Source organism: Silvibacterium dinghuense (assembly GCF_004123295.1).
GTDB classification, from domain to species: domain Bacteria; phylum Acidobacteriota; class Terriglobia; order Terriglobales; family Acidobacteriaceae; genus Silvibacterium; species Silvibacterium dinghuense.
Map to the genome: position 1 here is coordinate 1 of NZ_SDMK01000005.1, position 26345 is coordinate 26345.

A 26345-nucleotide genomic window follows, 5' to 3' on the forward strand; every position below is an offset into this window, starting at 1 on the left:
GGAACTTGATGTTCGGGTTGTGCTTCGACAGCACCTTCGTGATCGCCGCTGTCAGCGTCGTCTTGCCGTGGTCAATGTGCCCAATCGTTCCCACATTCACGTGCGGCTTCGACCGGTCAAATTTCTCCTTCGCCATTTCCCTTATCCTCTTCTCGAGCTTCCGTTATTCATTCCGGGCCTGCCCTCATCGGGCAGACCCGCGATCTTAAAACCTATCCAGGCTTACTTGCCCTGGTTGCGGGCGATGATCTCTTCCGAGATCATGCGCGGCGCTTCTTCGTAGCGGGCGAACTGCATCGAGTACGAAGCGCGGCCCTGCGTCGACGAGCGGATATCGTTCACGTATCCGAACATCTCCTTGAGCGGCACGATCGCCTTGATAACCTGCGAACCGCCCACGTGCTCCATGCCTTCGATACGGCCACGGCGGGAGTTGATGTCGCCGATGATTGTGCCCATGTGCTCTTCGGGCACGGTCACTTCGACCGCCATCACCGGCTCGAGCAGAACCGGGCTTGCCTTCTTGGCTGCTTCCTTGAACGCCATGGAACCGGCGATCTTGAAGGCCATTTCGTTCGAGTCGACGTCATGGTAGCTGCCGTCGAAGAGCGTCGCCTTGAAGTCGACCAGCTCGTAGCCGGCCAGCACGCCGTTCAGGAGAGCCTCGCGGATACCCTGCTCGGTCGGCTTGATGTATTCCTTCGGCACCACGCCGCCCTTGATCGCGTCGATGAACTCAAAGCCCTTGCCAGGCTCATTCGGCTCGAGGCGGATCTTGACGTGGCCGTAGTTACCCGAACCACCCGTCTGGCGGATGTACTTGCCTTCGGCTTCCGAAGCCTTGCGGATGGTCTCGCGGAAGGCCACGCGGGGCTCGCCCACGTTCGCCTCGACCTTGTGCTCGCGCTTCATACGGTCGACAAGAATTTCGAGGTGAAGCTCACCCATGCCGCTGATGATGGTCTGGCCCGATTCCTGATCCGTGCGAACCTTGAAGGTCGGATCCTCGTCAGAGAGCTTGGCCAGAGCCATGCCCATCTTTTCCTGGTCGCCCTTGGTCTTCGGCTCGATGGCAACCGAGATGACCGGCTCGGGGAAGGTGATGGCCGAGAGCGCCACCGGAGCGGAAGGCACGCAGAGCGTGTCGCCCGTCTTGATATCCTTCAGGCCCACCACCGCGCAGATGTCGCCGGCCATGATCTCGGTGATGTCTTCACGCTTGTTGGCGTGCATCTTCACCAGGCGGCCTACGCGCTCCGTCTTGTTGGTGCGTGGGTTCAGGATGGTGTCGCCGGTCTTGAGCACGCCCGAGTACACACGGATGAAGCTCAGCTTGCCGAACGGATCGTTGATCAGCTTAAACGCCAGAGCCGACATCGGAGCATCGTCCGAGGTCTCACGGGTCAGAATCGTCGTCTCGTCGGAGGGATCGATACCCTGAACCGCAGGCAGATCGAGCGGGCTGGGCAGATAGTCAACCACCGCGTCGAGCAGCGTCTGGACGCCCTTATTCTTGAAGGCCGTACCGCACATGACCGGGAAGACGTGCATGCCGATGGTCGCCTTGCGCAAAGCGCTCTTCAGCTCTTCGACCGTCGGGGTCTCACCCTCAAGGAACTTGTGCAGCATGTCGTCGTCATTCTCGGCGACGGTTTCGATCAGCTGCATACGGAAGGCTTCCGCCTTCTTGAGCAGGTCGGCCGGAATCTCTTCGACCGAGTATTCCGCACCCATCGTTTCGTCGTGCCATACGATGGCGCGCATCTCGATGAGGTCGATTACACCCTTGAACTTGGCTTCGGCACCGATCGGAATCTGGATGGCCACCGCACGGGCGCCGAGGCGCTTGCGGATGGTCTCGATCACATGCTCAAAGTCCGCGCCGGCCTTGTCCATCTTGTTCACAAAGCAGATGCGGGGAACCTTGTACTTATCACCCTGGCGCCACACGGTCTCGGTCTGGGGCTGCACGCCGGAAACCGAGTCGAACAGCGCAACCGCGCCGTCGAGCACGCGGAGCGAGCGCTCCACCTCGGCCGTGAAATCCACGTGGCCGGGGGTGTCGATGATGTTGATGCGGATGCCCTTCCAGTTGCAGGTCGTGGCAGCCGAGGTAATCGTGATGCCGCGCTCCTGCTCCTGCTCCATGTAATCCATGGTCGCAGTGCCTTCGTGCACTTCACCGATACGGTGCGTGATGCCCGTATAGAAAAGGATGCGCTCGGTGGTCGTCGTCTTTCCGGCGTCGATGTGCGCCATGATTCCGATATTCCGGCAACGAGTAAGAGGTACTTGGCGAGCCACGGTATTCTTCTCTCTCTACTTCTCTCGGACCGCAGGCCCGAGGTTGAAATCCAGTTGCTATGCAGGCAGGGCGCGCGATGCGCGCCTTATGCCTGGACGGCCAGTCTTACCAGCGATAGTGCGCGAAGGCCTTGTTTGCCTCGGCCATGCGATGAACGTCTTCCTTCTTCTTCATCGCCGCGCCGCGGCCATTCGCCGCGTCCAGCAGCTCAGCCGAAAGCTTGTCGATCATGCCCTTTTCACCGCGGGCGCGGCCGTAGCCGACCAGCCAGCGGATCGCGAGCGAGGTGCGGCGCTCGGGGTTCACTTCGATCGGCACCTGATAGTTCGCGCCGCCCACACGCCGCGTCTTGACCTCGAGCAGCGGCTTGCAGTTTTCGACGGCCTTCTTGAAGAGCGTCAGCGCATCCGCGCCGCCCTTGGCTTCCAGGTTCGTCATCGCGGTATAGAAGATCGTCTGCGCGGTCGACTTCTTGCCGCCCCACATCATCGAGTTGACAAACTTCGTCACGAGCGTCGAGTTGTAAACCGGGTCGGCAGCGACCTCACGCTTGGCGATATGACCTTTTCTAGGCATAAATCTTCAATCTCTCTCTGAAACTAAGCTTCGTTTCTTTGGCCAACCCGCTGGCTTGCGACCAACGGGAGCGCCGCGCGCAGCTTATCGCCGCGCGCGCAGCGCCTACTTCTTCTTGCCGCCTGCGGCCGGAGCACCGGCCTTGGCGCGCTTGGCGCCATACTTCGAGCGGCTCTGCGTACGCTTGACCACGCCGACCGAGTCGAGCGTGCCGCGAACAATGTGATAACGAACACCCGGCAGATCCTTCACACGGCCACCGCGGATGAGCACGATCGAGTGCTCCTGCAGGTTATGGCCTTCGCCGGGGATGTACGACGTCACTTCGATGCCGTTCGTCAGGCGCACACGGGCAACCTTACGGAGCGCCGAGTTCGGCTTCTTGGGCGTCTGGGTGTAAACGCGCGTGCACACGCCACGACGCTGCGGCGAACCCTGCAGCGCAGGCGATGCCGTCTTGTACCGCGGGGCCGTACGGCCCTTTCTTACCAGCTGACTGAATGTAGGCAATCCAGACTCCTTGCAAATCCAAACCGATGTAATACTTCCAAAATCAAATTCCAGGCACCATCGAGCAGCCCGACCGACTCCCGCCGCGCAGGATCTCTCGCATATCCGGCCCACAATCCATGCCCGGAAACATCCGAAACATGGGGGAGCCGCCCACTGCGCCCGCCTATCCCTATCCCAGCCTTCAATCCCTGACAAGAATCCCGACGGTGGCCGAGCGCAGCCTCGGAACCCTGAAAAAACGGGCTCATCCAGCTGGCCAACTCCGTTTCGCTGATTCCGGCCCCCATAGCCCGCCAAGGTGACGGGTGTCGAAGGCATCCATGCGATCCGTGCTGCGATCAACCCCTGCCCTACGTTCGTACCCCGGCAGGGGCTTCACAGAAATTCCGCGCCGGAGATCCACTTGCTGCCGGCTGCTTCTGTGACGGTTACTACCTGAGAGTCTCACTCGCCGCCATACATAGACGGAAAATAAGCACACTCGTGGAACCTTTTAAGAATAGCAATGGGAATCCGGGGCGTCAATAAAATCGCGGTACCGGCAGATAAAAATTCATGCTTTCCCACATCTTTTCCACGCAAAGGAACACTGCCCGGCACAAAATGACCCTTCCGGCCAGCCATAAAGCCATAAAGATGTCCATCAACCCCGGAGAGGACGAAAGAATGCGCGCAGATCCTCGGCCAGCAGCTCCGGCTGCTCTGCCGCTGCGAAGTGACCGCCCCGCGGCATCTCCGTCCAGCGCTGCACGTTGTAGCCCCGCTCCACCCACGCTCTCGGCGGAAACAGAATCTCTTTCGGGAAGCATGCGATCCCACAAGGAGCCCGCACAAAGTCCTCCGCGCCAAAGCGCAGCGGTGTCCGCCGCCCCTCCTGGTACATGCCGAAAGACGAGCCGATGCTCTCCGTCATCCAGTACAGCGTGATATTCGCAAGCAGCCGATCACGCGTAAAGGAGCGGAGAACATCGCCTCCGCAATCCGACCAGGCACGAAACTTTTCGACAATCCAGGCCGCGAGGCCGGCCGGTGAGTCATGCAACCCATAGGACAGAGTCTGCGGGCGCGTTCCCTGGATATGCGCATACGCCCCGTTTTCGTCGTACCAGGCCGCGGCGTCGCGCAGAAAGCGCTGTTCCGCTTCGCTCAGCGCCGCGCCTTCCGGCAGGTGCGGGCGGTAGGAACCAGAAATGAAATTGAGATGGATGCCAATCAGGCATTCGGCATGACGAAGTCCCAGTGCCGTGGTCACCCCCGCGCCCAGATCTCCACCCTGGGCGGCAAAACGCTCGTAGCCCAGCTCGCGCATCAAGCCGGCCCACATCTCCGCCACGCGGAAGAAGTTCACCCCAGCCGGCCGTGGTTTATCCGAGTAGCCAAAACCGGGCAGCGACGGCACCACCACATCGAAGGCGTCTCTCTCATCTCCACCGAAAGCCGCCGGATCGGTGAGGCGAGGGATCAGCTCCAGCATTTCCAGAAAAGAGCCAGGCCAGCCGTGAGTCAGGATCAGCGGCATCGGCGACGGCCCGTTACCCCTGGCATGCAGGAAGTGAACCCGCCCCTCCTTTGCCAAGTAGAGGCCGTGATTCCACGCCCGGAGCCGCTCGATCTCCTGCTCCCAATCGAACTCCGTAGCCCAGTAGCGGCAAAGGTCTTTGAGAAAGCCGGCGTCGGTACCGGATGACCATCCGGCCTCCTCCAGCGTCTCCGGCCAGCGCGTACGTGCAAGCCGCTCCCTGAGATCCGCCACTGCGGCAGCAGAATACGGCGGAATCCATGCTTCCAGACGAGATTCCATAGTGCGATCCTATCTCGCCCTGTGCGCAACCGGCCGATAGAACGTATCCACATAGAACCACGAGAAAGGGTTGTCATTTCGACCGGAGCAGGACAGCTTTATCGTCCTGCGTAGCGGAGAAACCTGCGGTTCTCCCGGTACCGGCAAAAACGCAGGTCCCTCCACTGCGCTGCGCTCCGGTCGGGATGACAACGATATGGGTAAGTTCTTTACTTTCAGACCATCTCTATGCGGATACAACCTAGGCCTTCCTGCGGTCCGCCTTCTACAAGTGGATACATCCTAAAAGCGACAAGGGCCGGATGCGCTTCACGCATCCGGCCCTTGTCGCACACAGACGAATCAGGCTTTCTTCTGCGGCCGTGACAGCGCCACTGCCGCTTCGCTGGTAAACATCCGGAAAACGAAGGTCTCCTGCAGATAGAGCTGCACCGTCTTCTCGTTGTGGCTCGAATACCCGATCGAAACATCCTGCCCGATATTGAGTTCGAAGTCCCCGCCGCGCGTCGTCAGCACAAAGGCGCCCTCGATCGCCGGAGCCCAGATCAGGTTGCCGTCCACGATGCGCTTCACGTGCTCGAGCACCGGGTAGCCGTGATCGCGGGTCTCGGCCAGCGCCGTGTACTCCTCGGCGCCCAGCACCACGGAGTAAGGACCATTGACGCCGACCAGCCGCAGCTGGCTCAGCGCATGCGCCACCGCGTCAGGATAATCGCGCACATCGGCAGGCAGCTTCTCGATGGGATTGCTGGTCACCTCCCGAATGCCTTGGATATTCGCGTCCTTATATCCGTTGAAGATCGCCCGATCTTCGGCAAAGGCCAGCTTCTTCGCCGCATCCTTGGCCGGCTGCCAGTCGGAATCCTCCGAACCGCGCTCCACGTCGTCGATAGTCTCGCGCGAGAGCTCGAAGGGCACACGCAGCTCCACCAGCGGCTTTACCTCGCGCTGCCGCGCCACGATGCCTTCGGCCGGAGCCGAAATGGCCTTCAGGTGACCAGTCCCCACCCCCGGCAGGGCAACGCCGCCCGGCGCAGGCACATCCACCACGCGACGTCCGGCCAGGTAGCGCTTCAGCGTCCGCCGCGTCTCTTCTTCGATCTGCTCCCATGCGGCGTCAGAAATCGGCGCCAGCTCCCGATGGAGGTTATTCATTGCTCTCTCCCTTCAGTGATCCTATCCCGAGCGAGCCTGCAGGCCCGGCATCCTTCTCCGGCGCGGTCGATGCCACCGCCGAAGCCTCGGTCTCTGCCGTTTCCGGCGCTTCCGGTTGTACGGCGTCAAGGAACGAGGCCGCGGGCACAAAGAACAGGTTGCCGGTCACCGCCGTGCTGAAGTCGAGCAGCCGGTCGTAGGTTCCCGGAGGGTTGCCGACGAACATGTTCTCGAGCATCTTCTCGGTCACACGCGGCGTACGGCAGTAGCCGATAAAGTAGGTGCCGAACTCGCCGTATCCCGGACGCCCAAAGGGCATGTTGTCGCGCAGGATCTGCTGCTGCACGCCGTTTGCGTCGTTGATGTTGGCCAGCACGTTGTGCGCATAGGGAGGCTTCTCGGAATCGAGCAGCTCCACGTCGGAGAGCTTGTGCCGGCCGATGATCTTCTCCTGCATCTCGGTCGGAAGCGCGTTCCAGCCCTTCATGTCATGCAGATACTTCTGCACGATCACGTAGCTGCCGCCCGTGAATGCCGGATCCTCGTCGCCGATGAATGCCGCTTCTTTGATCGCGATGCCGCGAGGGTTCTCCGTACCGTCGACGAAGCCCAGCAGATCGCGGGCATCGAAGTAGCGGAAGCCATGCACCTCGTCGACCACCGTCACCGCATCGCCCAGCCGGCCCATCAGCTCGATGGCCAGCGCGATGCACAGGTCCATGCGCTTGGCGCGGATGTGGAAGAGGATGTCGCCCGGCGTCGCCACGGCATGGCGGTTGCCGGCATGAAACTCCCGGAAGGGATGCAGCTCGGCCGGACGCGGCGCGCCGAAGAGCCGGTCCCACACCTCGGAACCGAAACCCGCCACGCAGGTCAACCCTGCCTCCATGTCTCGAAATTCAATGGCGCGGATCAGGCTGGAAAGATCGGCGCAGAATTCGCGCAGCTGCGCATACGCCTCATCGTCCGGACGAATGGAAAGCACCAGGAAAATCGCCGCCCGCGTCAGCGGCGAATCCACGGCCTGGGGAACCACGGGGTCATTTGCAGGGGACGTACCCATATCCTTGTTTGTCACTCCACACCGAGTATCGCATCTCACTTTGACGATAGCCGTTACGTGCTCTTCAAGATTGCCTCAATCTATGATCCCCAATCATCGAAGGATGCTGTTCTAGGCTGTATCCACCTATAGCGAACGTAAAAGGCTGTCATTTCGACCGGAGCAGGACAGTTTCATCGTCCTGCGGAGTGGAGAAACCTGCAGTTTTCTCCGGTACCGGCAAAAACGCAGGTCCCTCCACTCCGCTGCGCTCCGGTCGGGATGACAACCATATGGGTACGTTCTTTAGTTTCAGAACAGCTCTATGGGGATACAAACTAGTCTGAGAAACGCTATGAAAGAAAAAAGCCTCCCCCGGCTCCTTTTCGAGCTCGCCCTGCTCTGCCTGCAGATCGCCATTCCTCTGTTCTTTGCCTTTGTCGTGCCGCCGCGGATCGCGCCTGCCTACCTGCTCCTCGCGCTGGCGGGCGAATGGATCGAGTACCGCATCCGGCACAAGGTCTCGGTGCTGGATATGTGGGTGCTCGGCGGCAATGTCGCGCTGACGCGCTGCGCCGTGCTTTTGATCCACGGAAGACCTCCCGGGGAAAAAATCCTCCAGGTCCTCACCGGCACCGCCGTATTCATTCTGCTGCTCCTCCTGCATGAGTGGTGGAAGAAGGCCTGCGGCATCCGGAACCCGGAGCGCAAGCCTAAACCCGCGCCCGCGAGCCCGGCAGAGACCGCGTCCATTCCGCGGCGGCGCGAGCCCGTGCCCGACCCGGAGATCACCGGGCCCAGCGCCTGGGGCGCGGAGTTTCCGGTCACGCCCGAGGGCGAGACCCTGCGCGTCCTCTACGAGTCGGAGATCGCCATGGGAGGTCCGGTGACCGGCGACTACCTTTTCCCCGACGGCAGCCTGCTGACCGGCTGCGGCTCCTCGACCGGCTTTACGCCCGATGGCCGCTATTTCGTTGCGCCCCTCCCCTCGCGCGGCGAGTGGAGCCTGCTCCTCTTCGACCGGCAGGAGCATGTGCTCCATGTCTACAGGGACGAGGACAGGAATATCCCCTGGGAGATCGACCAGGTCGACAACGAGTCGGTGACCGGGAGAATCAGCCCGATCGTGAACAACGCCAACATCACCCTTCGCATCGACGACATCCTCGCCTATGCGGCCGCCCACGCCACTGCCGATCCCCTGGTGAACGTTGTGGACCTGAAGCTAGCACGGAAGCACCTGGAACATCTCGAGCGCTATCCCGGGACGTGGACACTACCAGACGCGCCGGCAGGCGCTCCGCTGGTCTCTCTGCACCCCTGGATGCCGGCGAGCCTGCGTGCGCTCAAAAACCCTCTTGCGCCGCTGTCCTCGCCGAAGAAGGAGCTGATCGTGAACGGCCAGCCCAGCGGCATGCTGGTCTGGCCCCACCAGCTCACCTCGTGGTTTGTCTGGCGCACGGACGGGCTGGCCTTCGCCTGCGAGGCCTCAACCGCCGAAGAAGGCGTGGAAGCGGCTTACCGCGTGTGGAGCGAGGCCGAGGGCTGGCGCGAGCTTTCGAAGCGCAGCCCGCTCCACTCCACCCGGACGAGCGTGAAGCGGGAGAAGATGGCCGCGCTCTATGCCGAAGCGCTCATCCTCGCGGGCAAACTCGAGCGGCTCTCCCTGAGCAGCGGCAGCTTCGGGCGGCTCAGCTCCTGGTGGCCGGACAGCTCGCGAAGCGGAGGGGTAAAGCCCTTTCCTCCCACCGCGATCGACGAGAAGATTTCGCTCACCGGAGCGTCCGTCCGCTATGAGAGCGAGCCACTGCGGCACGGCCGGCGGCTGACCTGGGAGTTTCTCCGCAAGGATCGCGAGGAGTGGGGAGGGTATGCGATCTTCCTCTGCTCGTTGGTGGGTCAGGGGGTGGGCCAGGGCGGCGCCCAGGCGCTCGACGGCGAGTGGCTGCTCGACCATGCCATCTCCCTGGACACCATTTCCCGGGACCGGCGCCACGTGGCCATGATTGCCTACGCGCCCGCCCCGGCGGTGCCCCACCGCGTGGCGGTGCTCGACAGTGAGACCGGCGCGCTCACCTGGCTCGCGGAAAGCTTCCCGGACCCGCATTTCGCAGGCTTCAGCCGCAGCGCCATCCATATCCTCTCTCTGGCCGGCCGCTCCTCCGAGAAAAAACGGGACATCTACGACTCGGCCAAGCAGCCGCCGGAGAGATACGACGAACTTCCGCCGCCTCCCGATCAGGCGTATGCGTTTCTGCAGTCCCGCCCGGATTCCGATCTCTACTACCGCCTCACCGAAGTAAAGCCGGACTGACCATGGCCCGGACCGGCCATGGCATGGAACGGCTATGGCATGGAACAGCCGCCTTCGGCCTTCGGCTCCCGCTGGTCGCGATCTGGGATGCATGGAGTGGAAGAGAAAAGGGTGCCCCACCCAAGCTCCGCCTGGGTGGGAAGGCACGGACCCCGCGCCAGCATCCTGCGAACCCGCACCTCGAACAGCGTGAGTTGCGTGGAGCACCCGGTTCAAACTCTGTCCCCCACTCAAGCAACAGAAGCTTGCGTAGGTCACCGCCGAGCGCCCATCAATTAAACTAAGTCCAGTGGACTAAGTTCACCTCTAAAACCCCTGCACCCGTCTCGCGACCATCGGGAGCGGGTGCCGAAGGCGAAAGGCCTGGACGGCCAGTCCTGCACGCAGCAGCCTTTCTGCTACATTCCCATCCATGAACGTTTGCCGTATGCTCCCGCTCGGCCTGATGGCCGCGGCGCTGCTCTCCGCCTCGCCTTTTCCCGCTCTTGCCCAGACTCAGAAACCGGCCGAAGCCGCTCCGGCTCACGATCCGCGTATCCCCGCGCTGCTCCATGATCTTGCCCAGGTTCACAGCATCCGTGAGACCGCGCTCTCGCCGGATGGCCAGTGGATCGCCTGGAACGACGGCCGCATCGAGCTCGCTCCTCTGACCGACACCCGGCATCCACGCATGGTCACAGCCTGCCAGCCAGGCGCGCGCGGCGCCGAGTCCGGACTCGCCTGGTCGCCCGACTCGAAGTCTCTCGCTTTCTTTTCCGAGTGCACGCCTGACCATAAGACGGCCATCTTTCTCGACGACGCAGCCTCCAGCACTGCACCGCGCCAGCTCACCGCCTTGAACGGCTATGCCAAGGAGCTTGAGTTCACTCCTGACGGAAAATCGCTCTCCTTCCTTTATGTCGAAGGCGCGACCCGGCCCTCCGGCGCTCTTGCCGCCATGAAGCCTTTCTCCGGTGTCATCGGTGTCGAGGGTCTCGAAGTGCAGCGCGTGGCCGCAGTTGACGCCGCCACCGGCGCCCTCACCCATCTCACGCCGGAAAATCTCCATGTCTATGAGTTCAGCTGGTCCCACGATGCGAAGCAGCTCACCTACGTCGCAGCACCTCCGCCGGGCGAGAACAACTGGTGGGTAGCGAAGCTGTTTACGCAGGCTCCGGGTAGCCAGCCCAAGGTCGTCTTCGACCCCAGCACGACGACCGGCGCGCTCCACGGTCTGCAGATCGCCGTACCTCGCTTCTCACCCGACGGAACGCAGATCGCTTTTATCGGCGGCCTCATGTCCGACCAGGGCTCGACCGGCGGCGATATCTACAGCATCCCGTCCACGGGCGGCGACGCCACCGACCTGACACCGAATCGCGAGGCCAGCCCGGCCTGGTTCCAGTGGATCGACGATTCCAGGCTCGGTATTGCCGAAACAAAGAATGCGGCCTCTCACCTCTTCGTCTGGGATCTCCATACCCGGCAGGAATCCTCCGCATACAACCTCACCCTCCCTGCTTCCGTGGGCGCAGGCGGCCTGTCGATGCAGATCTCCGTCGCCAGCAACAACACCATCGCCTTCATCGAATCTTCCTTCGCGCATCCGCCCGAGGTCTGGGCCGGCGAGATCAACGACCTTCACCAGATCACCCACCTCAACGACGGCCTCCAGCCCTCGTGGGGTAAATCCGAGGCGGTTTCCTGGACCAACGAAGGCTTCCACGTCGATGGCTGGCTGCTTTATCCGGCCAACTATGACCCGGCAAAAAAGTACGGCCTCATCGTCTATGTCCATGGCGGGCCTTCGGCGGCGAACATGCCCCGCTGGCCCGGAGCCGGCTTCGGCGCAGCGCCCTTTTCGGCGCTTGGCTACTTTGTCCTCCTGCCCAACCCGCGCGGCAGCTTCGGCGAGGGCGAGAAGTTCACCCAGGCCAACCGCAAGGACTTCGGCTACGGCGACCTGCGCGACATCGTTGCCGGCGTCGATGCCATCACCGCCTCCCACCCCATCGATCCGCAGCGGGTCGGCATCACCGGCTGGAGTTATGGCGGATTCATGACCATGTTCGCCGTCACCCAGACCGGCCGCTTCCATGCTGCCGTCGCCGGAGCCGGTCTCTCCAACTGGCAGAGCTACTACGGAGAGAACTCCATCGACCAGTGGATGATCCCCTTCTTCGGCGCCTCGGTCTATGACGACCCGGCGGTCTACGCGAAGAGCTCGGCGATCAACTTCATCAAAAACGTAAAAACTCCCACGCTGGTGGTCGTCGGGGACCGCGACGGGGAATGCCCGGCTCCGCAGTCCTTCGAATTCTGGCACGCCCTCCGCGATCAGCATGTCCCCACCCAGCTGGTCGTTTATCCTGATGAAGGCCACGGTTTCGTCAACCCCGAGCATCGCGTCGACGTTCTTGAGCGCGCACTCACCTGGTTCGACCAATACCTCCAGTAATCCTGCCGCGCCGCTCGTAGCATCCCAGGAGCGGCGCGGTTCCCTTGTCGATCCTGTTACCCAAAATCAACTAATACCCAGCTACGGCTGAACTCTGTGCTGAAAGGCTCCCCCGTGCTCGACGCACCTTTCCACAAGCTCGACCTGATCCGCCGCTCCCTGTCTCTTCACGAACCGACTATTTACCAGGCTTTCCTCGATATCGAAGACGAGTTTTACGCCATGCAGCGCCGTCTGCTCAAGCTGCAGGAGGAGATCCACCATCTGCGCAGCACGATCGCGGGAAATCTTCCTCAGGCACCGGAAAGCGGTCCCATGTCACAGACTTGACCCATTCCCGCTCCGGCCCGCTGATGCCGCTGCATTACGCCTCCAGATTCCATCCATTTGCTTTGGTACACTTCTGTGGAACCCTCAGTCTAATAAGGACGGTTCGACACTTTCGGCTGGTATAGACCGTCCGCGCCGCCAGCGCCCGGACGGGGAGGTTGCATGCAGCGGTTTCTCGCCTTTTTAGCACTGTTCATCTTTGCTCTTCCCGTAGGACTTTCGATCTCAGGTTGCCAGACTCAGACCGGCGACTATTGCAACGGCCTCGGCTATGGTCCAAAGACCACGGCTGTCTATGCAATCGACCTTGAGCCGAAGACCACCGGCATCTCTCTCTCCTGGGGCCAGACCGGCCAGATCACCTCGCCGACCGCGACCACCTGCAAAGGCGCCAGCGCCTCCGTCTCCAGCTATACCTACGGCAGCAGCAATCTTGACCTGGCGGACATCTCCCCGACCGGCGCCATCTGCGGCGGCACCTGGAATCGCCACAGCGCCGGCGGCATCGCCGACTACACCATCTGCACCCCGCCCTCCGGCTACACCAGCGAGACCTGCTCTTCCTCCACCTGCGGCGTCGTAGAGATCACGGCCACTGCGGCGGGCGTCACCAGTAATACCGTCCCGGTTTACATTCACCCGCCCATTTCATCGATCAGTATCAATGAGTCAGACTCCAGCTCGTCCGGCTCTACCCTGCCGACCTCCTGCGTCTCTCAGAACAACGCCGGGCCCACATTTACGGCGACGGGCAGCGATCCCAACGTCTTTGTCTATGGTCCGAATGGCACGGTGATTCCGTCCGCCGACATCGGCACCATCACCTATACGCCGGTCACCAGCTCGGTCGTCACCATCAATAACCTGAGCTCCACCGGAACCGGCACCAACGGCGCGACCACCGCCGAGCTCCCCGGCTCGACCGTCGTCAACGCCTCGGTGGCCAGCGTTTCGGCCGCGGCCGGCTACTTCTTCACCTGCGCGCCGACCAGCATCGACCTCTCGCTCAGCTCCACGACCATCAATCCGAGCACACCGCTGACCATCTCGGCGGCCATCGCGGATGCCAATGGCACCTCGCTTACCGGTCTGACGCTCGATTACACCTCGACCCGGCCGGAAGAGCTCGCCGTCAGCTCCGCAGGCGTCGTTACGGCAACCTATGCCTCGGAGGCCGCCGTCAACGCGATCTGCCAGCCGACCACCTGCAATCCCTCGCCTATCGACCAGATCGGCTATCTCGGCAACGGCATGCCTGTGGTCTCGAATACCCTGGACCTCACCTCGACCGGCCAGTCCAGCACCCTGCTCTGGATGGCCTCCACCGAGTCTCAATACTTCTCCGAGGTCGACCTCACCAACGGCACTCCCTCTTCGCCGGTCAAGCTGCCCTATATTCCGAACTCGATGAAGACCGATGCCTCGGGCACCAACCTCTTCTTCGGCAGCTATCGCGAGCTGATGGAGTACTCGGCCTCGACCAACTCACTGAGCCAGGAAAATACCAACGTTCCGGGTGTGGTGCTGGCTGTCTCTCCCGACTCGACCACGGTGGTCATCAACGACCAGCTCCGCGACGTGATCTACCTGTACACGGTCTCGAGCGAGTCCTACACGAGCATCGCCGGTGTAGCCACCAGCGCTCAGTTCTCACCCGACGGCAAGAATGTCTACATCGTCGGCTGCGTGCCCAGCGGCAGCACCACCGCCGGCCAGGGCTGCAGCGCGTCCAACAGCGGCGGCTCCGGCGCGCTCTTCGTCCACAACGCCAACAGCGGCTGGAGCACCTACAGCGGAACCTTCACGCTGAGCAGCGCCGCACAGGCCTGCACGCTGAATAACAACAGCTCGCTGGTGACCGGCAACTACGATCCCTTCTGCGGAACAGGCGTGGCCGTGACCATCCCGGCGGTCGGCCCCTTCATCTCCGGCGGCAGCGCCACCACCGCGCATAGCTTCTGCCCCAATACCAACGCAAGCCCGGTCTATTACCCGGCGGCTTCGATCGGCACTGCGGCCAACGCGGTGACCGATAAGGTCGGCGCCAGCAACGATGGCGCGCACATCTATGGCGCCAGCGCTTCGGACAATACCTTCTCCGACATCGGCGTCACCGTGCCGACCGGCGCATGCCCCTCCTACTCGGGCGATGCGTTGAGCTTCACCACAACGCTCAACCAGACGACGATGTCGCAGATCTCTCCGACCGAGATCACCGATATCGAGTCCTCGCCTTACTCCACCTCGGCCTTCGTCACGTATACCGCCAGCTCGGCCTCAGGCCTGCTGCCCTACTACGTGCCGTCCACCACCTCGGGCGCAGCCGGAACCCTCAGCTACCTCCAGCTCTCCGGCTCGGCTGAGGCGCCGGTCGCCGGTATCTACTCGCCTGACGCGTCGCTCTTCTTTGTCAGCACCACCGGCGATAACCTGGTCCACTTCGTCAACACCTCGACCTTCACCGACACCAAGACCATCAACCCTGGCCTGGTCAATCCTTCCGGGACCGCGGTTCCGGTGCAGATGATGGTCGTCAAGCCGCGCTCTACCACCTAGTCCGTGGCTCACCGCTCCAACTGAAAAAGCCTGCCTTCACCGGCAGGCTTTTTCAGTTGGAGCGGCCGAACTGGTCAGGCCCCAGGCTGTACCAAACCTGCGGCGGCCTGTGCCACGGCAGCAATCGCTGCCTCCTGGTCGGGAAACTTCACCTGCGCCTCTGTCAGATAAACGCATAGAAATACCGGGCTCCGTCCCTCGGGCCAGAGAACAGCGATGTCGTTCGCGGTCGCATGATCTCCAGTGCCGGTCTTGTCGCCTATCCGCCAACTCCCGGCGCGGCCCGAAGCAGCAAGGCCTGCACGGATGCGCGCTTTCCCTGTCGTATTTGCTTCCATCCACGCAACCAGCTGCGCCCGCGAAGCCGCCGACAGCACATTCCCCGTCACCACTTTGCGTAAATCGGAGACCATCTCTCCCGGAGCCGTCGTATCCCTCGGATCACCCGGCACCGCCTCGTTCAGCGAAGTCTCTGTCCGGTCCAGGCGTGTCACCTCATCGCCCAGGCTCCGCGCGAATGCCGTCACGCCGGCAGGCCCGCCGATCGATGCCAGGATCAGATTGGCGGCCGTGTTATCGCTGAGGGTCATGGCCGCCCGGCAGATATCGCTCACCGTCATGCCCGTATCCACGTGCCGGCTGCTCTCCGGCGAATAGGAGACGACATCCGCCTTCCCATACCGGATGAGCCGGTCCAGATGCTCCTCGCCACGATCTGCGCGTGACAACAGCGCCGAAACCGCGAGCACCTTGAACGTGCTGCACATGGGAAAGCGCTCGTCCTGCTTCCATCCGGCTCTGATACCGTTTGCCGGATCGAGAAAGCCCACACCGAGCCGGCCGCCTGTCCCTGCTTCGATGACCTTTAACCGCTGTTCGAATGCCGCAACGGCATCCGGCTTCTGCGCCCACAACCGACCGCTTCGCGCGATCAGCGCTTCTCCCGTCAGCAGCAGAGAAGCCCGCACCACATCCCGCCTCGAGATCACTTCCTATCCTCCATTCCCCTAGGGTGTATCGACCTATAGCGATAGTAAGAGGCTGTCATTTCGACCGGAGCAGGACCGTTTTGTGGTCCTGCGGAGTGGAGAAACCTGCGGTTCTCCCTGTACCGGCAAACCGCAGGTCCCTCCACTGCGCTTCTCCACCCCAGTGCGCTCCGGTCGGGATGACAACGATAAGGGTTAGTTCTTATTTTCAGACCATCTATGAGGTCGATACACCCGGGTGCCTTACTCTTCATCCGCCCATGCCAGGTGCGCGGTGACCTGCTCTGCGGTGAGAACGCCTCCCCACAAAAAGCCTTGTCCGATGCTGCATCCTGCGCGATACAGCATCGCCCGCTGGCGGCCGGTTTCAATCCCCTCCGCCTGCACCTCGAGCGACAGGTGCGGCCCCATCTGCAAAATGGCCTGCACGATCTTCAGAATCCCCGGCTCCTCCGCCATGCGCGCAATGAAACTCCGGTCGATTTTCAGGCAGTCCACGGGATACTCGCTCAAGTGCTTGAACGAGGAATATCCCGTCCCGAAATCGTCCAGCGCGATCCGCACGCCGGCCTTCTTCAACATGCGCAGCGCGCGCACCGCATAACCTGAGCCACGCTCCGCCAACACCTGCTCGGTGATTTCGATCTCGATCAGCGAAGGCTCTATCTGGAACTCATCCAGACGCGCGAGAAGGCTTTCGGCGAAATCATCATAGAGAAATTCCATCGGAGAAACATTGATGGAGACCGGCATCACCTGCAGCCGCTGCTGCTTCCATTCCTGTATATCCCGCAAAACCTTTCCCAGCATCGACTGACCGATCCCGGTCGCCAGCTGGTAATCGCGGAAAGCTTCGGCGACCGTAGACGCCGGCTGGAACGACTCGTCGCCACGACGCCAGCGGAGCAGCGCTTCAAAGCCGACCGTAACGCCATCCTTAAGCCGCACCTTCGGCTGATAGTGCGGCTCCACGAAGTCTTCGCGCACAATCTCACGCGCCACGGCGCGCTCCGTCGCGGCCTGCTCCATGGCCTGCTGCATGCTGCGGCTGTACATGAGCACGCCGCCACGCCTGCTGGTCTTCAGGTCATTCAGAGCCATATCCGCACAGCGCATCAAAAGCTGCGCGTCGCCCCCATCGGCAGGAAACATGGCGCAGCCTGCGCTCACACCCCAGTGGATAGGACGCCCCCTGTATGTGACCGGACGACTCATCCGGCTCAGCAGATCTTCCGCCTTGCTCTGCACCGCTTCCGCGTCCGCAACATTGCCCAGCACTACGGCAAATTCATCTCCTCCCAGGCGAACCGCAATGTCGCCACCGGTGAGCGCAGAGGCCAGCCTTCGAGAGAGCTCGCGCAGCAGATGATCTCCGGCGATATGCCCCATCGTGTCGTTGACATGCTTGAAGTAATCGAGATCGAACAGCATCAGCCCAAAGACCTGCCCGCTCTGCCGCGACTTATCGATCATGCGGTTCAACCGCGCGCGGAAGATACGCCGGTTGGGCAGACCGGTCAGGGCATCCACCTCGCTCGCCATCCGCAGGCGCTTCTCTGCTTCCCGTTCGAGCGTCACTTCACGGGAAACGCAAAGGATTCCTGTGATCTCGTTGTCTTCGCCACGCATCGGAGTCAGAACGTTGTCCCACTCCCTGGGCTTCTCCCCGGAAATCACGCTGCGGCCGGTGAATCGCGCGCTGCGACCGCGCCTTGCGGAGGCCAACGCTCTGCTACCGCGCTTGCGGACCTCTGCAGGCAACAGTTCCAGCCATTTCATGCCGAAGCCACTCTCGCCCTCTGCCACACCCAGTGCGAGGCATCCGGAACGATTCATGTGGCGCAGTGTGCCGTCGCGATTGATGATCTTGATGCAGTCGATGCTGGCATCCAGCATCTCCGTCTGTACCTCCAGCTGGCGCGCCTGAGCCTCTCCCCGCAATCTTTTTTCATGGATATCGACGCAGGAGCCGCACCAGACGGTGCCCTCTTCCGAATCCCCCGGCTGAATATGAAATAAGAACCAGCGATATTCCCCGGAAACAGATCGAAGACGGCACTCCACATCAAAAGTGAGTCCGCTCTCCTGGGCCTGCTTCCAAAGCTGCGATGCGCGCGCGCGATCTTCCGCATGCACCCATGCCAGCCATCCGGCGCGTCCAGTCTCGGTTGCTTCCGAACCTGTATACATCCGCCAGGAACGATTGAAGCAAACTTCTTCTTGACCAGTTCGTATCAGCCACATCATTTGCGGCAACCAGTCCAGGTTTCCGCAAAGCGTTTCCCCCATAGCCCCCAGTTCCCGAATACCTCTTCATCCTTTCCTCGGCCGCCGCTTACGCTGGAGTTGCCTGAGAATCGGGCCCCCTCGCATCACGCGAGCATGGCTCGCCGTCAGGACATTCCCTGTATCCCGCCGGCGCATGCCGCAATTGACACGAGTGATGCGTTGGATGCGCGCAATCCCGCAGCGCTGCCCGGCGGTCAAATTTTGGTCGTGAACATGTTCAGAGCCATGGGCTCTTCTAACCAATACTTCATCAGCAGACAAACTTTGATTCAGAAATTCAGTGCCACATGTAAATACATAATCCGATTCGCCTGGTTACTCGAGTACACCGTCGTCACCAATGCGGTCGAGTGCCCGAACTCCGGCGCGCTGAGCACTCCCTCCGGAGGACCGCCATTCACGATATTCAGAATGTTTTGTCCCTCGAAGCCCAGATTCATCTGGTATTTCCGTGCTCCCGGAGCTCCGCCCTCACCAGGCGTCACGGGGCCAAAGGCAAAGTCCCGCGAAGCACTGAAATTCAGCATCACCACCGCGGGCCCGGTGCCGTAATTGATGGGGATGACGTTCTGGCCCGGCAGCGGATCGGCATCGAAGTTCCCCCACTTCGTGCGATAGACACTCGGCCGCGAAAGATCGGTCGCAAAGGCCGGGCGGTCGTTGTACTGGGAATCGCCGTTCAGGTCCGTTCCAGTTGTGATGTTAAACGGCATGCTCGATTCGAAGACCAGGAAAGGATTGAGCTCGAACTTGCCCGGCGTGTTTGCCAGCGCCCCGACATACAACCGGTGCCGGATGTCGTTCGCTGCGCGGCCCCAGTCCTGGCGCAGATCGTACTGGTTCGAAGGAAAGCTGCCCGGTCCTGCTGTATCCGCTCTGGCATGCCCATAGCTGTAATTGCCGTAGAGCGTAGCCCATGAGGTCCGGTAATGCACGTTCACAAAGAGACGGTTGCGCGTTGAGTTCGCCTCGCTCTCGTATTCGTAAATGTTCTCGTTGCCGCCCATCGGCCGCGTACCGCTGGTTGGGTCGTCAGGGTTATACGTGCCGGGCAGCGGCGCGTTCACATTGCGCGTCAGCAGCTGGTCGAAGCCTTTAAACCAGCTCCAGTCCGCAGAGACCGTCCAGCGCTTGTCGAAGGTCTTGTCCACGCTCACGCCGCGCTGCACCACATAGGGAGCATGCAAGCGACTGCTGATGCGATAGATCGTCGGCTGCGCTCCAGGACCAAAATCCGCAGGAGCGGGAACGGATGGGTAGAAGTCCGGATCATTCACCACCCACCGCTGCTGCCGGATGCCGTTTTCACGCCCTGCAATGAGGATGTACTTCGGATCGAAGCGGCCATAGAAGATGCCCGCGCCAAGCCGCAGTACTGCCCACGCAGGCTTATCGTGATCGGGGCCGCGATTCGCTCCTATCCCCCATGACCAGCTCCCGCGCGGCGCCCAGTCCGCATGGTCGGGGATGCCTGACTGCATCTCATACCGCAGCCCGAGATCGAGGGTCTGGTTGGAGCGTATCCGCCATTCATCTTCGGCATAAAGTCCGAGGTCGGCCACATTCACGCGCAGCCGCGGCGTTCCCAGCGCATAGCTGAACTGGCTGGCTCCGCCGCCCAGGGTGCGGATCTCCGCCATCGTCAGCCCTGCTGCAAGCCCCTGCTCGGTAATCTCGTAGGCCTCGATCGAATCGAAGAGGAACTGTCCGTTGTAGCCTGCCGTCGAGGTGCTGTCGTCATCGACATCGCGCAGCCGTCCCCCCAGCCGCAGCAGATGGCGGCCCAGTTCGTGCGAAGCATAATCCTGCAGCTCGTAGCGGTTCTGCCCCTCATGCAGCTGCCCATTGCTATTGCCGCCTCCATTGAAGGCGCCCTCGACCACCACCTCGCTCGCCGCGCTCACCGGCACCGTGCTGTCATTGGTCCGCTGGAACTGGAAGCGCGTCTCGTTCACCGTGTGCGGTCCCCAGGTCTGCATATCGGCCAGTTGCAGAGCCTGCTCGGTATGGCGCGTGCTGAAGGCCATCGACGGCAGCGACAGCTGACTATCCAGCAGGTTGTCCTGCGCCTGCCGTCCAAACTGGTAGCGCATCGTGATCTGCTGGTGCTTTCCTATCTGAAAATCGATCCGCGGCCCGGCGTCCGTCGAGGTAAACGGGCTGCTCAACGCCGTCTGATACACCGGCCCGGTGCTCGACGTCGTCGCATACACATAAGACTGCGCGCCCACATCCTGCCGGTCGGCAGCCAGAAACCACGAACTGGACCTGGTCAGCGGTCCACTCAGATCGCCGCTCGCATAAAACGCCGCATACTCCGGCTGCTCCACGACAAACGGATTCTTGGTATCGAACGCCGAATCTTCACCCAGCAGGTCCAGGTCACCGTGCAGCTTGTCCCCGCCGGCCTGCGTGAAGACCTCCACATGGTTTTCGCCGGTCGAGTCGTACTGTGCCGAATAGGGGTTCTGGTTCAGCCGGATCTCGCGGATCGCTGCCTTGGGAGGCAGGCGGCTCATCGTGAAACCATCCACCTGCATGTTCATCGGCGATCCGCTGCCAGACATCGCCTGCAGCAGCGTCTTCAGATCGCCCGGGTTTGTCGGCAGCGATGCCAGATCGCGCCTGGTCAGCACCAGGGCCTGCTGCGAGCGCTCCGGCGTCGCATCCAGCTCTTCCCCGCTCACGGCTATATCCTGCCGCTGTATTTCTATCTTCAGAGAGAGCCTCAGCCGCAGTGAAACTCCGTCCTCAACCTGCAGCCCAGTGCGGTCCTCGGCCTGAAAACCCTTTGTCACGATGTGCAGAGAATAGGCTCCGGAAGCCAGAGCCTCGAAGCGAAAGGTGCCTTCCGCATCGGAGCGGCCCAGCAGCGAGGCTCCATCCGGCCCAGTCAGCACCACCTGCGCTCCAGCCACCAGCGCCCCGGTCGGATCGACAATCACTCCGGAAACGCTTCCTTCTGCTGCCCGTACCTGGCTGTGTCCTTCGGTGAGCACCTGCGCCCGCACCATTCCAGCCCCGGCGATCAACAGGAGAGCCAGAATCAACCAGGCTTGCGGAGTTCTTCGCCTCTCAGGCTTCCCCAACTGTCGATACGCCGCTACAGACCACCAGCCCATGGATCTCCCACACTGCGCATGGAGCAGAAAACAAGGCTCCTGTCGCGTCTTCACATCTACCTGGCAGACACCTCCAGCGGCACGCCGCCCGTACTTCTGCGCCGTCGCCCGCAAAGCTTTCTATGCGCGTTCCGGGTGACCTCAAGATAAATGAAAAATCTGCAATCGAGACAGCCAGCACGCGCTGGCCCATGCCGTCCGGTTGGGGGGAAAGACGGCTTTATTAACTAAACCGTAAATCCGCACGAAATCCCTTTTTCCCCACTCCCACTCTCGTGTTACTTCGTTGCTCGCGAAGTGGGATTTCCCATCCGGTGCTCTCGCAGGAGACTGATCCTGTCACGAGGGTTGCGGTTTGGGGGAACAACAGCTCTCAAGACGCGCAAGGCCCGCCATCCGGCGGGCCTTGCGTCTTTTGTATAGAGCCAATACGGTATTGTTCCGACGTGATTGCAGCGCTCATCGGAATCGGCATCGAAGCAGCTTCTACGCGCCGCAGCTTCTACACACCATGGTGCTGACTCAGCGTCCCGCCTGCTTCTTGAAAAACATACCCGCCGCCAGAAACAGCGCCGACACCACGGCCGCAAGCACGCCCCGGCTCAGAGCATGGTGATGCAGTGCGAGCACGGCATCGAAAAACCATGCCGCCGCACCCAGAAACCATATCCGATAGGAATTCCGGCTCACTCTATTTATGGGATGCAGCAGTCCATGGCAACGGTCCCTACTCCACCTTCAATACCAGGCACTTCAGGTACTCGGTCTCGGGGATGGTCAGCACCACCGGATGATCGGCAGCCGCGCCGCGCCGCTCGAGCAGCCGCACCCGCCGTCCGACATCACCTGCCGCAGCGGCCACGACGGCCTGGAACTCTGCTCCGGAAACATGATGCGAGCAGGAGTTCGTGACCAGTACGCCACCCGGACGCAGCATCTTCATCGCGCGCAGATTCATTTCCTTATAGCCGCGCAATGCCCCCTCCACCGCACGCTTCGACTTGGCAAAGGCCGGAGGGTCGAGCACGATGGTGTCGAACTTCGTTCCTGCCTCGCTCCAGTCCTTGAGCAGATCGAAGGCATTCGCCTCCATCCAGTCGACCTGCGCCTTCAGGTGCGGGTTCAGACCGAGATTGCTTTCGGCCACTTCGAGAGAGGCGTGGGAGACGTCGACGCCGGTGACCCGGCTGCAGGTCTGCGCCAGGTGCAGCGCGAAACCGCCCTGATAGGTGCAGACATCGAGCGCCTCGCCGTGCGCATAGCGCGCTGCGGCGGAGTAGTTCTCACGCTGATCGAGGAAGGCCCCGGTCTTCTGCCCGGCCGCCGCGTCGTAGTGGAAGGCAAGCCCATTCAAGCGAAAAACAGTCTTCAGCAGCGGCTCTTCTTCCGCCGACCACAGCGGCGCAGAGCCAGCATCGGCGCTCAGCTTCTCCAGCTCGCGAATCCGCGGGTCGGGCCGTTCCACGATGACCGACACCTCCGGACCGAGTGCCGCACGCAGCGTCTCTGTGACCACAATCCGTACCGCTACCGAGTCCAGAGCCTTCGAAAGCAGCTGCACCACGACCAGGCGGCCGTACTTGTCCACAATCAGACCCGGCAAACCATCTGCCTCGCTGAAGACCAGCCGGCTGGCGTCCGTGTCCGTGCCGGTAAAAATCGGCTGCCGCTGCTCGATAGCCGCCTTCAGCCGTGAGGCCAGCAATCCGAGCCACGCTGCCTCGCTCTCCAGCACCTCCGTCGAGATCAGCCGCAGGGCGATCTCCGAGTAGGGACTGTAAAGCGCCGTCCCCAAGGCCACGCCGCGCGTATCGTTCACCGTGAGCAGGCGCGGAGCATCGGCTTCCGCCCCGGCCTCGACGATCGCGTCGGCCGGCAGCGCCGCAATATCCGACCGGTAGACCCACACATGCCCACGCCGCAGCCGCTCGGCGCCGCGCCGCGAGACTACCGCTACGCCCGCCTCGCCCATCTCCAGCGCCGGAGCCGGCCGCACGCTCTTCTGCGCCGGCCGGCGAGCGCCATCGCGCTTCTCCTGCCGGTTTGCGAGGCTCTTCCCCTTGCTCTTTGCCTGGGCCGGACGTTCTGCGCGCGGCCCTTTCCCTGTAGCCTGTTTATCTGTCTTCATGCCAAACAGTCATCTTCGCACAGTGAGCCTGCGCTCTCCCATGGGGCGTTCTCCCACTACCGTGGTATCCCACCTCCCGACTCGTGGGATACCACTCCTGTTGGACCTGCGGGAGACTGATCCTGTCACGAGGTTGCGGTTTGGGGGAATCTCACTCTCGGGACACAAAAGGTCTGCCTCGCCGGCAGGCCTTTCGTTTTGTGGGGATTGCCTCATCCCACCTCGGGCACCAGTCCTCCTGCCCCTCCGTAACCGATACCGCACTACCTCTGTGCTACCCAGCCGCACCACTTGTGGGATACCCAACAGGAGCAGGCTGCGAGACACTAAGCCTGTCAAGAGGGTTGCGGTTTGGGGGAATCTCAGCTCTCAGGGCACGAACGGCCTGCCATACGGCAGGCCGTTCGTATTTGCCGCCCAAAGAGCCTCCCAGATCACCGGTCTCAGCCTTCCGTTCATGCATCTGTCGCCCGGCCCGTATAAAATAAGACATGGCAACCGCCCCGACCGAATCGAAGACCGGGACCCAGACCGGCTCGCCCGCCGAGCAGAACGCCACGCTCTTCGCCGAGAAGTTCCAGCAACTTGTCGACACGGTCCATGCCAATCGCCCCTCCGACGATACCGAGATCATCCGCCGCGCCTGGCAGTTCTGCCTGGAACACCACGACGGGCAGCTCCGCGCCTCGGGCGAGCCCTACGTCTTGCATCCGCTCGAGGTCGCCATCGTCCTCGCCAGCATGAAGCTCGACTCGACGGCCATCGCCGCCGGTCTGCTCCACGACGCAGTGGAAGATACGCCCGTCACCACCGCCGACATCACCACCCGCTTCGGCGAACAGGTCGCCCACATCGTCGAGGGCGTCACCAAGATCGACAAGATCGAATTTGCCAACAAGGAAGACCGCCAGGCGGAGAACGTCCGCAAGATGCTTCTCGCCATGGTCTCCGACGTGCGCGTCGTCCTCATCAAGCTCGCCGACCGCCTGCACAACATGCGCACGCTCCAGCATCTGAAGCCGGAGAAACAGCAGGCCATCGCACGTGAAACTCTCGACATCTATGCGCCGCTCGCCCACCGCCTGGGCATGGGTAAGGTCCGCGGCGAGCTCGAAGACCTGGCCTTCCGTTACGTCGATCCCATCCAGTACGAGCAGGTACAGGAAGCCGTCGACGAGCGCCGCAGCGAAGGCGAACAGTTTCTCTCCGGCGTCGAGGCCCTGCTCAATGAGAAGCTCCGCGAGGCCAACATCAAGGCCCGCGTGCAGTGGCGTATCAAGCGTCTCTACTCCATCAACCAGAAGCTGCAGAAGTCGCAGATCTCGGTGGACCAGGTCTACGACCTTCTCGCCCTGCGCGTCATTACCGCCAGCGTTCCCGACTGCTACGCGGTCTTCGGCATCATTCACAGCATCTGGCGTCCTATCCCTGGCCGCATCAAGGACTTCATCGCCATGCCGCGGCCGAATCTGTATCAGTCCCTGCACACAACCGTGATGGGCGAAGCCGGCCACCAGTTCGAGGTCCAGATTCGCACCGAGGAGATGCACCGCATCGCCGAAGAAGGCATCGCCGCGCATTGGAAGTACAAGGCAGGCGGCTCACCGATCTCGGCGCGAGATGAGCAACGCCTCACCTGGGTCCGCCAACTCGTCGAGTGGCAGCGCGAGATGAGCGATCCGAACGAATTCCTTTCGACGCTCAAGATCGATCTCTACCCGGAAGAGGTTTACACCTTTACGCCGAAGGGCAAGGTCGTCGTGCTTCCCAAGGACGCGAGTCCTCTCGACTTTGCCTATTCGATTCATACGGAAGTCGGCCATACCTGTACCGGCGCAAAGGTGAACGGGCGCATCGTGCCGCTGCGCTATAAGCTGCGCAACGGCGACATTGTCGAGGTCATCACCCAGACCGGCCACACGCCGAGCCGCGACTGGCTCTCGATCGTCAAGAGCTCGCGCGCTCGCAACAAGATCAAGCACTGGCTCAATGAGCACCAGCGCGAGCGGGCCATCGAGATTGGCCGCAAGCTGCTGGAGCGCGAAGCCCGCAAGTACAAGATCTCGCTCTCGAAGTACGACGAGTCCGACTACGAGCGCATCGCTATCGACTACAGCCTGACCACGCCGAACGACCTCATGTCGGCCATCGGCTTCGGCAAGTATTCGGCGCGGCAGGTGCTCAACCGTCTTGCTCCGGGCGTCATCAGCCAGCCCACGCCGCAGCCCGGCATCGAAACCGACTCCGGCAATGGGCCCTCCGATACCGTCAAGCGCGTCGCCATCACCAGCAATGCCGACTCTCTCCAGGTGGAAGGCCAGGACGAGTTCCTCGTCTACCGCGCGCGATGTTGCAATCCGATCCGCGGCGAAGAGATTATCGGCTACGTCACGCGCGGCAAGGGTGTCGCCGTCCACGCCCGCAGCTGCCCCAACGTGCAGAACCTTCTTTATGAGTCGGATCGCCGCATCGCCGTGGAATGGGCGCGCGCAGGCGACGATATCGCGGGCCGCAAACTTACTTACCCTGTGAAGCTAACTGTCTTCTGCGATGACCGCACCGGCATGCTCAAGGAGCTCACTGCCGTCATCAGCGACGAGAACACCAACATCCGCACCGTCGACTCCAAGCCGGGAGAGAACGACGACGCCATCGTCGAATTCGTCGTCGAAGCCGAAGACCTCCGCCACCTGAACCGGCTGGTCATGGGCCTGCGCCGCGTTCCCGGCGTACGTGACGTGCAGCGGTCGCAAAAGCTGTAAGCTTCCAGGCAGGCTGCTCTCGACAC

The 26345-nt window shown here is 62.0% G+C and carries 17 protein-coding genes and 1 pseudogene; 5 read left to right on the plus strand and 13 right to left on the minus strand.

Annotation, left to right across the window (positions count from 1 at the left end; translation table 11 throughout):
* The 7 genes from ESZ00_RS17850 to ESZ00_RS17880 form a co-directional block, all read right to left on the minus strand.
* Positions 1 to 136 (minus strand): GTP-binding protein (locus ESZ00_RS17850; RefSeq protein WP_240034496.1); only part of this gene is annotated, 136 nt, incomplete at its 3' end.
* 86 nt (positions 137 to 222) lie between these two features.
* Positions 223 to 2304: an elongation factor G gene (gene fusA, locus ESZ00_RS17855; protein WP_129209775.1), complete on the minus strand. Its 2082-nt coding sequence runs from the start codon at positions 2302 to 2304 to the stop codon at positions 223 to 225.
* A gap of 106 nt (positions 2305 to 2410) precedes the next feature.
* The gene (rpsG, locus tag ESZ00_RS17860) at positions 2411 to 2881 is read right to left on the minus strand and encodes a 30S ribosomal protein S7 (protein ID WP_129209776.1); all 471 of its coding nucleotides are present in this window, start codon (positions 2879 to 2881) and stop codon (positions 2411 to 2413) included.
* A gap of 105 nt (positions 2882 to 2986) precedes the next feature.
* A complete protein-coding gene (gene rpsL, locus ESZ00_RS17865; RefSeq protein WP_050059842.1) occupies positions 2987 to 3391 on the minus strand; it encodes a 30S ribosomal protein S12 in 405 nt (134 codons plus the stop codon).
* 646 nt (positions 3392 to 4037) lie between these two features.
* On the minus strand, positions 4038 to 5195 hold the full coding sequence (locus ESZ00_RS17870) for an epoxide hydrolase family protein (protein WP_129209777.1): 1158 nt from the start codon (positions 5193 to 5195) through the stop codon (positions 4038 to 4040).
* A gap of 342 nt (positions 5196 to 5537) precedes the next feature.
* Positions 5538 to 6350 carry a family 1 encapsulin nanocompartment shell protein gene (locus ESZ00_RS17875; protein ID WP_129209778.1) on the minus strand — a complete coding sequence of 271 codons (813 nt, stop codon included), beginning with the start codon at positions 6348 to 6350 and terminating at the stop codon, positions 5538 to 5540.
* On the minus strand, positions 6343 to 7413 hold the full coding sequence (locus tag ESZ00_RS17880) for a Dyp-type peroxidase (RefSeq protein ID WP_129209779.1): 1071 nt from the start codon (positions 7411 to 7413) through the stop codon (positions 6343 to 6345). Before ESZ00_RS17880 ends, ESZ00_RS17875 begins: the two co-directional genes overlap by 8 nt.
* A 334-nt stretch (positions 7414 to 7747) precedes the next feature.
* On the opposite strand from ESZ00_RS17880, the gene ESZ00_RS17885 reads away from it, so the two are divergent.
* From ESZ00_RS17885 to ESZ00_RS17900, 4 genes are all read left to right on the plus strand, one after another.
* Positions 7748 to 9706, plus strand: a complete 1959-nt coding sequence (locus ESZ00_RS17885; protein WP_129209780.1) for a hypothetical protein — start codon at positions 7748 to 7750, stop codon at positions 9704 to 9706.
* A gap of 427 nt (positions 9707 to 10133) precedes the next feature.
* Entirely contained in the window at positions 10134 to 12143 is a 2010-nt protein-coding gene (locus tag ESZ00_RS17890) for an alpha/beta hydrolase family protein (protein WP_129209781.1), read from the plus strand.
* 114 nt (positions 12144 to 12257) lie between these two features.
* Positions 12258 to 12473, plus strand: coding sequence for a hypothetical protein (locus ESZ00_RS17895; RefSeq protein ID WP_129209782.1), 216 nt, complete (start codon positions 12258 to 12260; stop codon positions 12471 to 12473).
* Positions 12474 to 12635: 162 nt separating this feature from the next.
* Positions 12636 to 15029, plus strand: a complete 2394-nt coding sequence (locus ESZ00_RS17900; protein ID WP_129209783.1) for a hypothetical protein — start codon at positions 12636 to 12638, stop codon at positions 15027 to 15029.
* Positions 15030 to 15103: 74 nt separating this feature from the next.
* On the opposite strand, the gene bla is transcribed toward ESZ00_RS17900, so the two are convergent.
* The 6 genes and pseudogenes from bla to ESZ00_RS17920 form a co-directional block, all read right to left on the minus strand.
* Complete coding sequence (bla, locus tag ESZ00_RS17905; RefSeq protein WP_129209784.1) at positions 15104 to 16018, minus strand: class A beta-lactamase; 915 nt, start codon at positions 16016 to 16018, stop codon at positions 15104 to 15106.
* A gap of 243 nt (positions 16019 to 16261) precedes the next feature.
* Positions 16262 to 17959 (minus strand): putative bifunctional diguanylate cyclase/phosphodiesterase, encoded by a 1698-nt coding sequence (locus ESZ00_RS17910; RefSeq protein ID WP_229741096.1) that lies wholly within the window; start codon positions 17957 to 17959, stop codon positions 16262 to 16264.
* Between the two features lie 42 nt (positions 17960 to 18001).
* Positions 18002 to 18307 (minus strand): annotated as a pseudogene (locus ESZ00_RS20530) (PAS domain-containing protein); the annotation flags it as partial.
* 269 nt (positions 18308 to 18576) lie between these two features.
* Positions 18577 to 21357 (minus strand): TonB-dependent receptor, encoded by a 2781-nt coding sequence (locus ESZ00_RS17915; RefSeq protein ID WP_164981609.1) that lies wholly within the window; start codon positions 21355 to 21357, stop codon positions 18577 to 18579.
* A 594-nt stretch (positions 21358 to 21951) separates the two neighbouring features.
* The gene (locus ESZ00_RS20170; protein WP_164981610.1) at positions 21952 to 22119 is read right to left on the minus strand and encodes a hypothetical protein; all 168 of its coding nucleotides are present in this window, start codon (positions 22117 to 22119) and stop codon (positions 21952 to 21954) included.
* Positions 22120 to 22156: 37 nt separating this feature from the next.
* Entirely contained in the window at positions 22157 to 23557 is a 1401-nt protein-coding gene (locus ESZ00_RS17920) for a class I SAM-dependent rRNA methyltransferase (RefSeq protein WP_229741097.1), read from the minus strand.
* Positions 23558 to 24048: 491 nt separating this feature from the next.
* Between ESZ00_RS17920 and ESZ00_RS17925 the strand changes: the two genes are divergently transcribed.
* Positions 24049 to 26319 (plus strand): RelA/SpoT family protein, encoded by a 2271-nt coding sequence (locus ESZ00_RS17925; protein ID WP_129209787.1) that lies wholly within the window; start codon positions 24049 to 24051, stop codon positions 26317 to 26319.
* Positions 26320 to 26345 lie beyond the last annotated feature (26 nt).

Excerpts from the sequence above, each read along its gene's own strand:
- rpsG (WP_129209776.1), bottom strand. The coding sequence starts at position 2,881 with ATGCCTAGAAAAGGTCATATCGCCAAGCGTGAGGTCGCTGCCGACCCG.
- ESZ00_RS17870 (WP_129209777.1), bottom strand. The coding sequence starts at position 5,195 with ATGGAATCTCGTCTGGAAGCATGGATTCCGCCGTATTCTGCTGCCGCA.
- ESZ00_RS17875 (WP_129209778.1), bottom strand. The coding sequence starts at position 6,350 with ATGAATAACCTCCATCGGGAGCTGGCGCCGATTTCTGACGCCGCATGG.
- ESZ00_RS17880 (WP_129209779.1), bottom strand. The coding sequence starts at position 7,413 with ATGGGTACGTCCCCTGCAAATGACCCCGTGGTTCCCCAGGCCGTGGAT.
- ESZ00_RS17885 (WP_129209780.1), top strand. The coding sequence starts at position 7,748 with ATGAAAGAAAAAAGCCTCCCCCGGCTCCTTTTCGAGCTCGCCCTGCTC.
- ESZ00_RS17890 (WP_129209781.1), top strand. The coding sequence starts at position 10,134 with ATGCTCCCGCTCGGCCTGATGGCCGCGGCGCTGCTCTCCGCCTCGCCT.
- ESZ00_RS17900 (WP_129209783.1), top strand. The coding sequence starts at position 12,636 with ATGCAGCGGTTTCTCGCCTTTTTAGCACTGTTCATCTTTGCTCTTCCC.
- ESZ00_RS17920 (WP_229741097.1), bottom strand. The coding sequence starts at position 23,557 with ATGAAGACAGATAAACAGGCTACAGGGAAAGGGCCGCGCGCAGAACGT.
- ESZ00_RS17925 (WP_129209787.1), top strand. The coding sequence starts at position 24,049 with ATGGCAACCGCCCCGACCGAATCGAAGACCGGGACCCAGACCGGCTCG.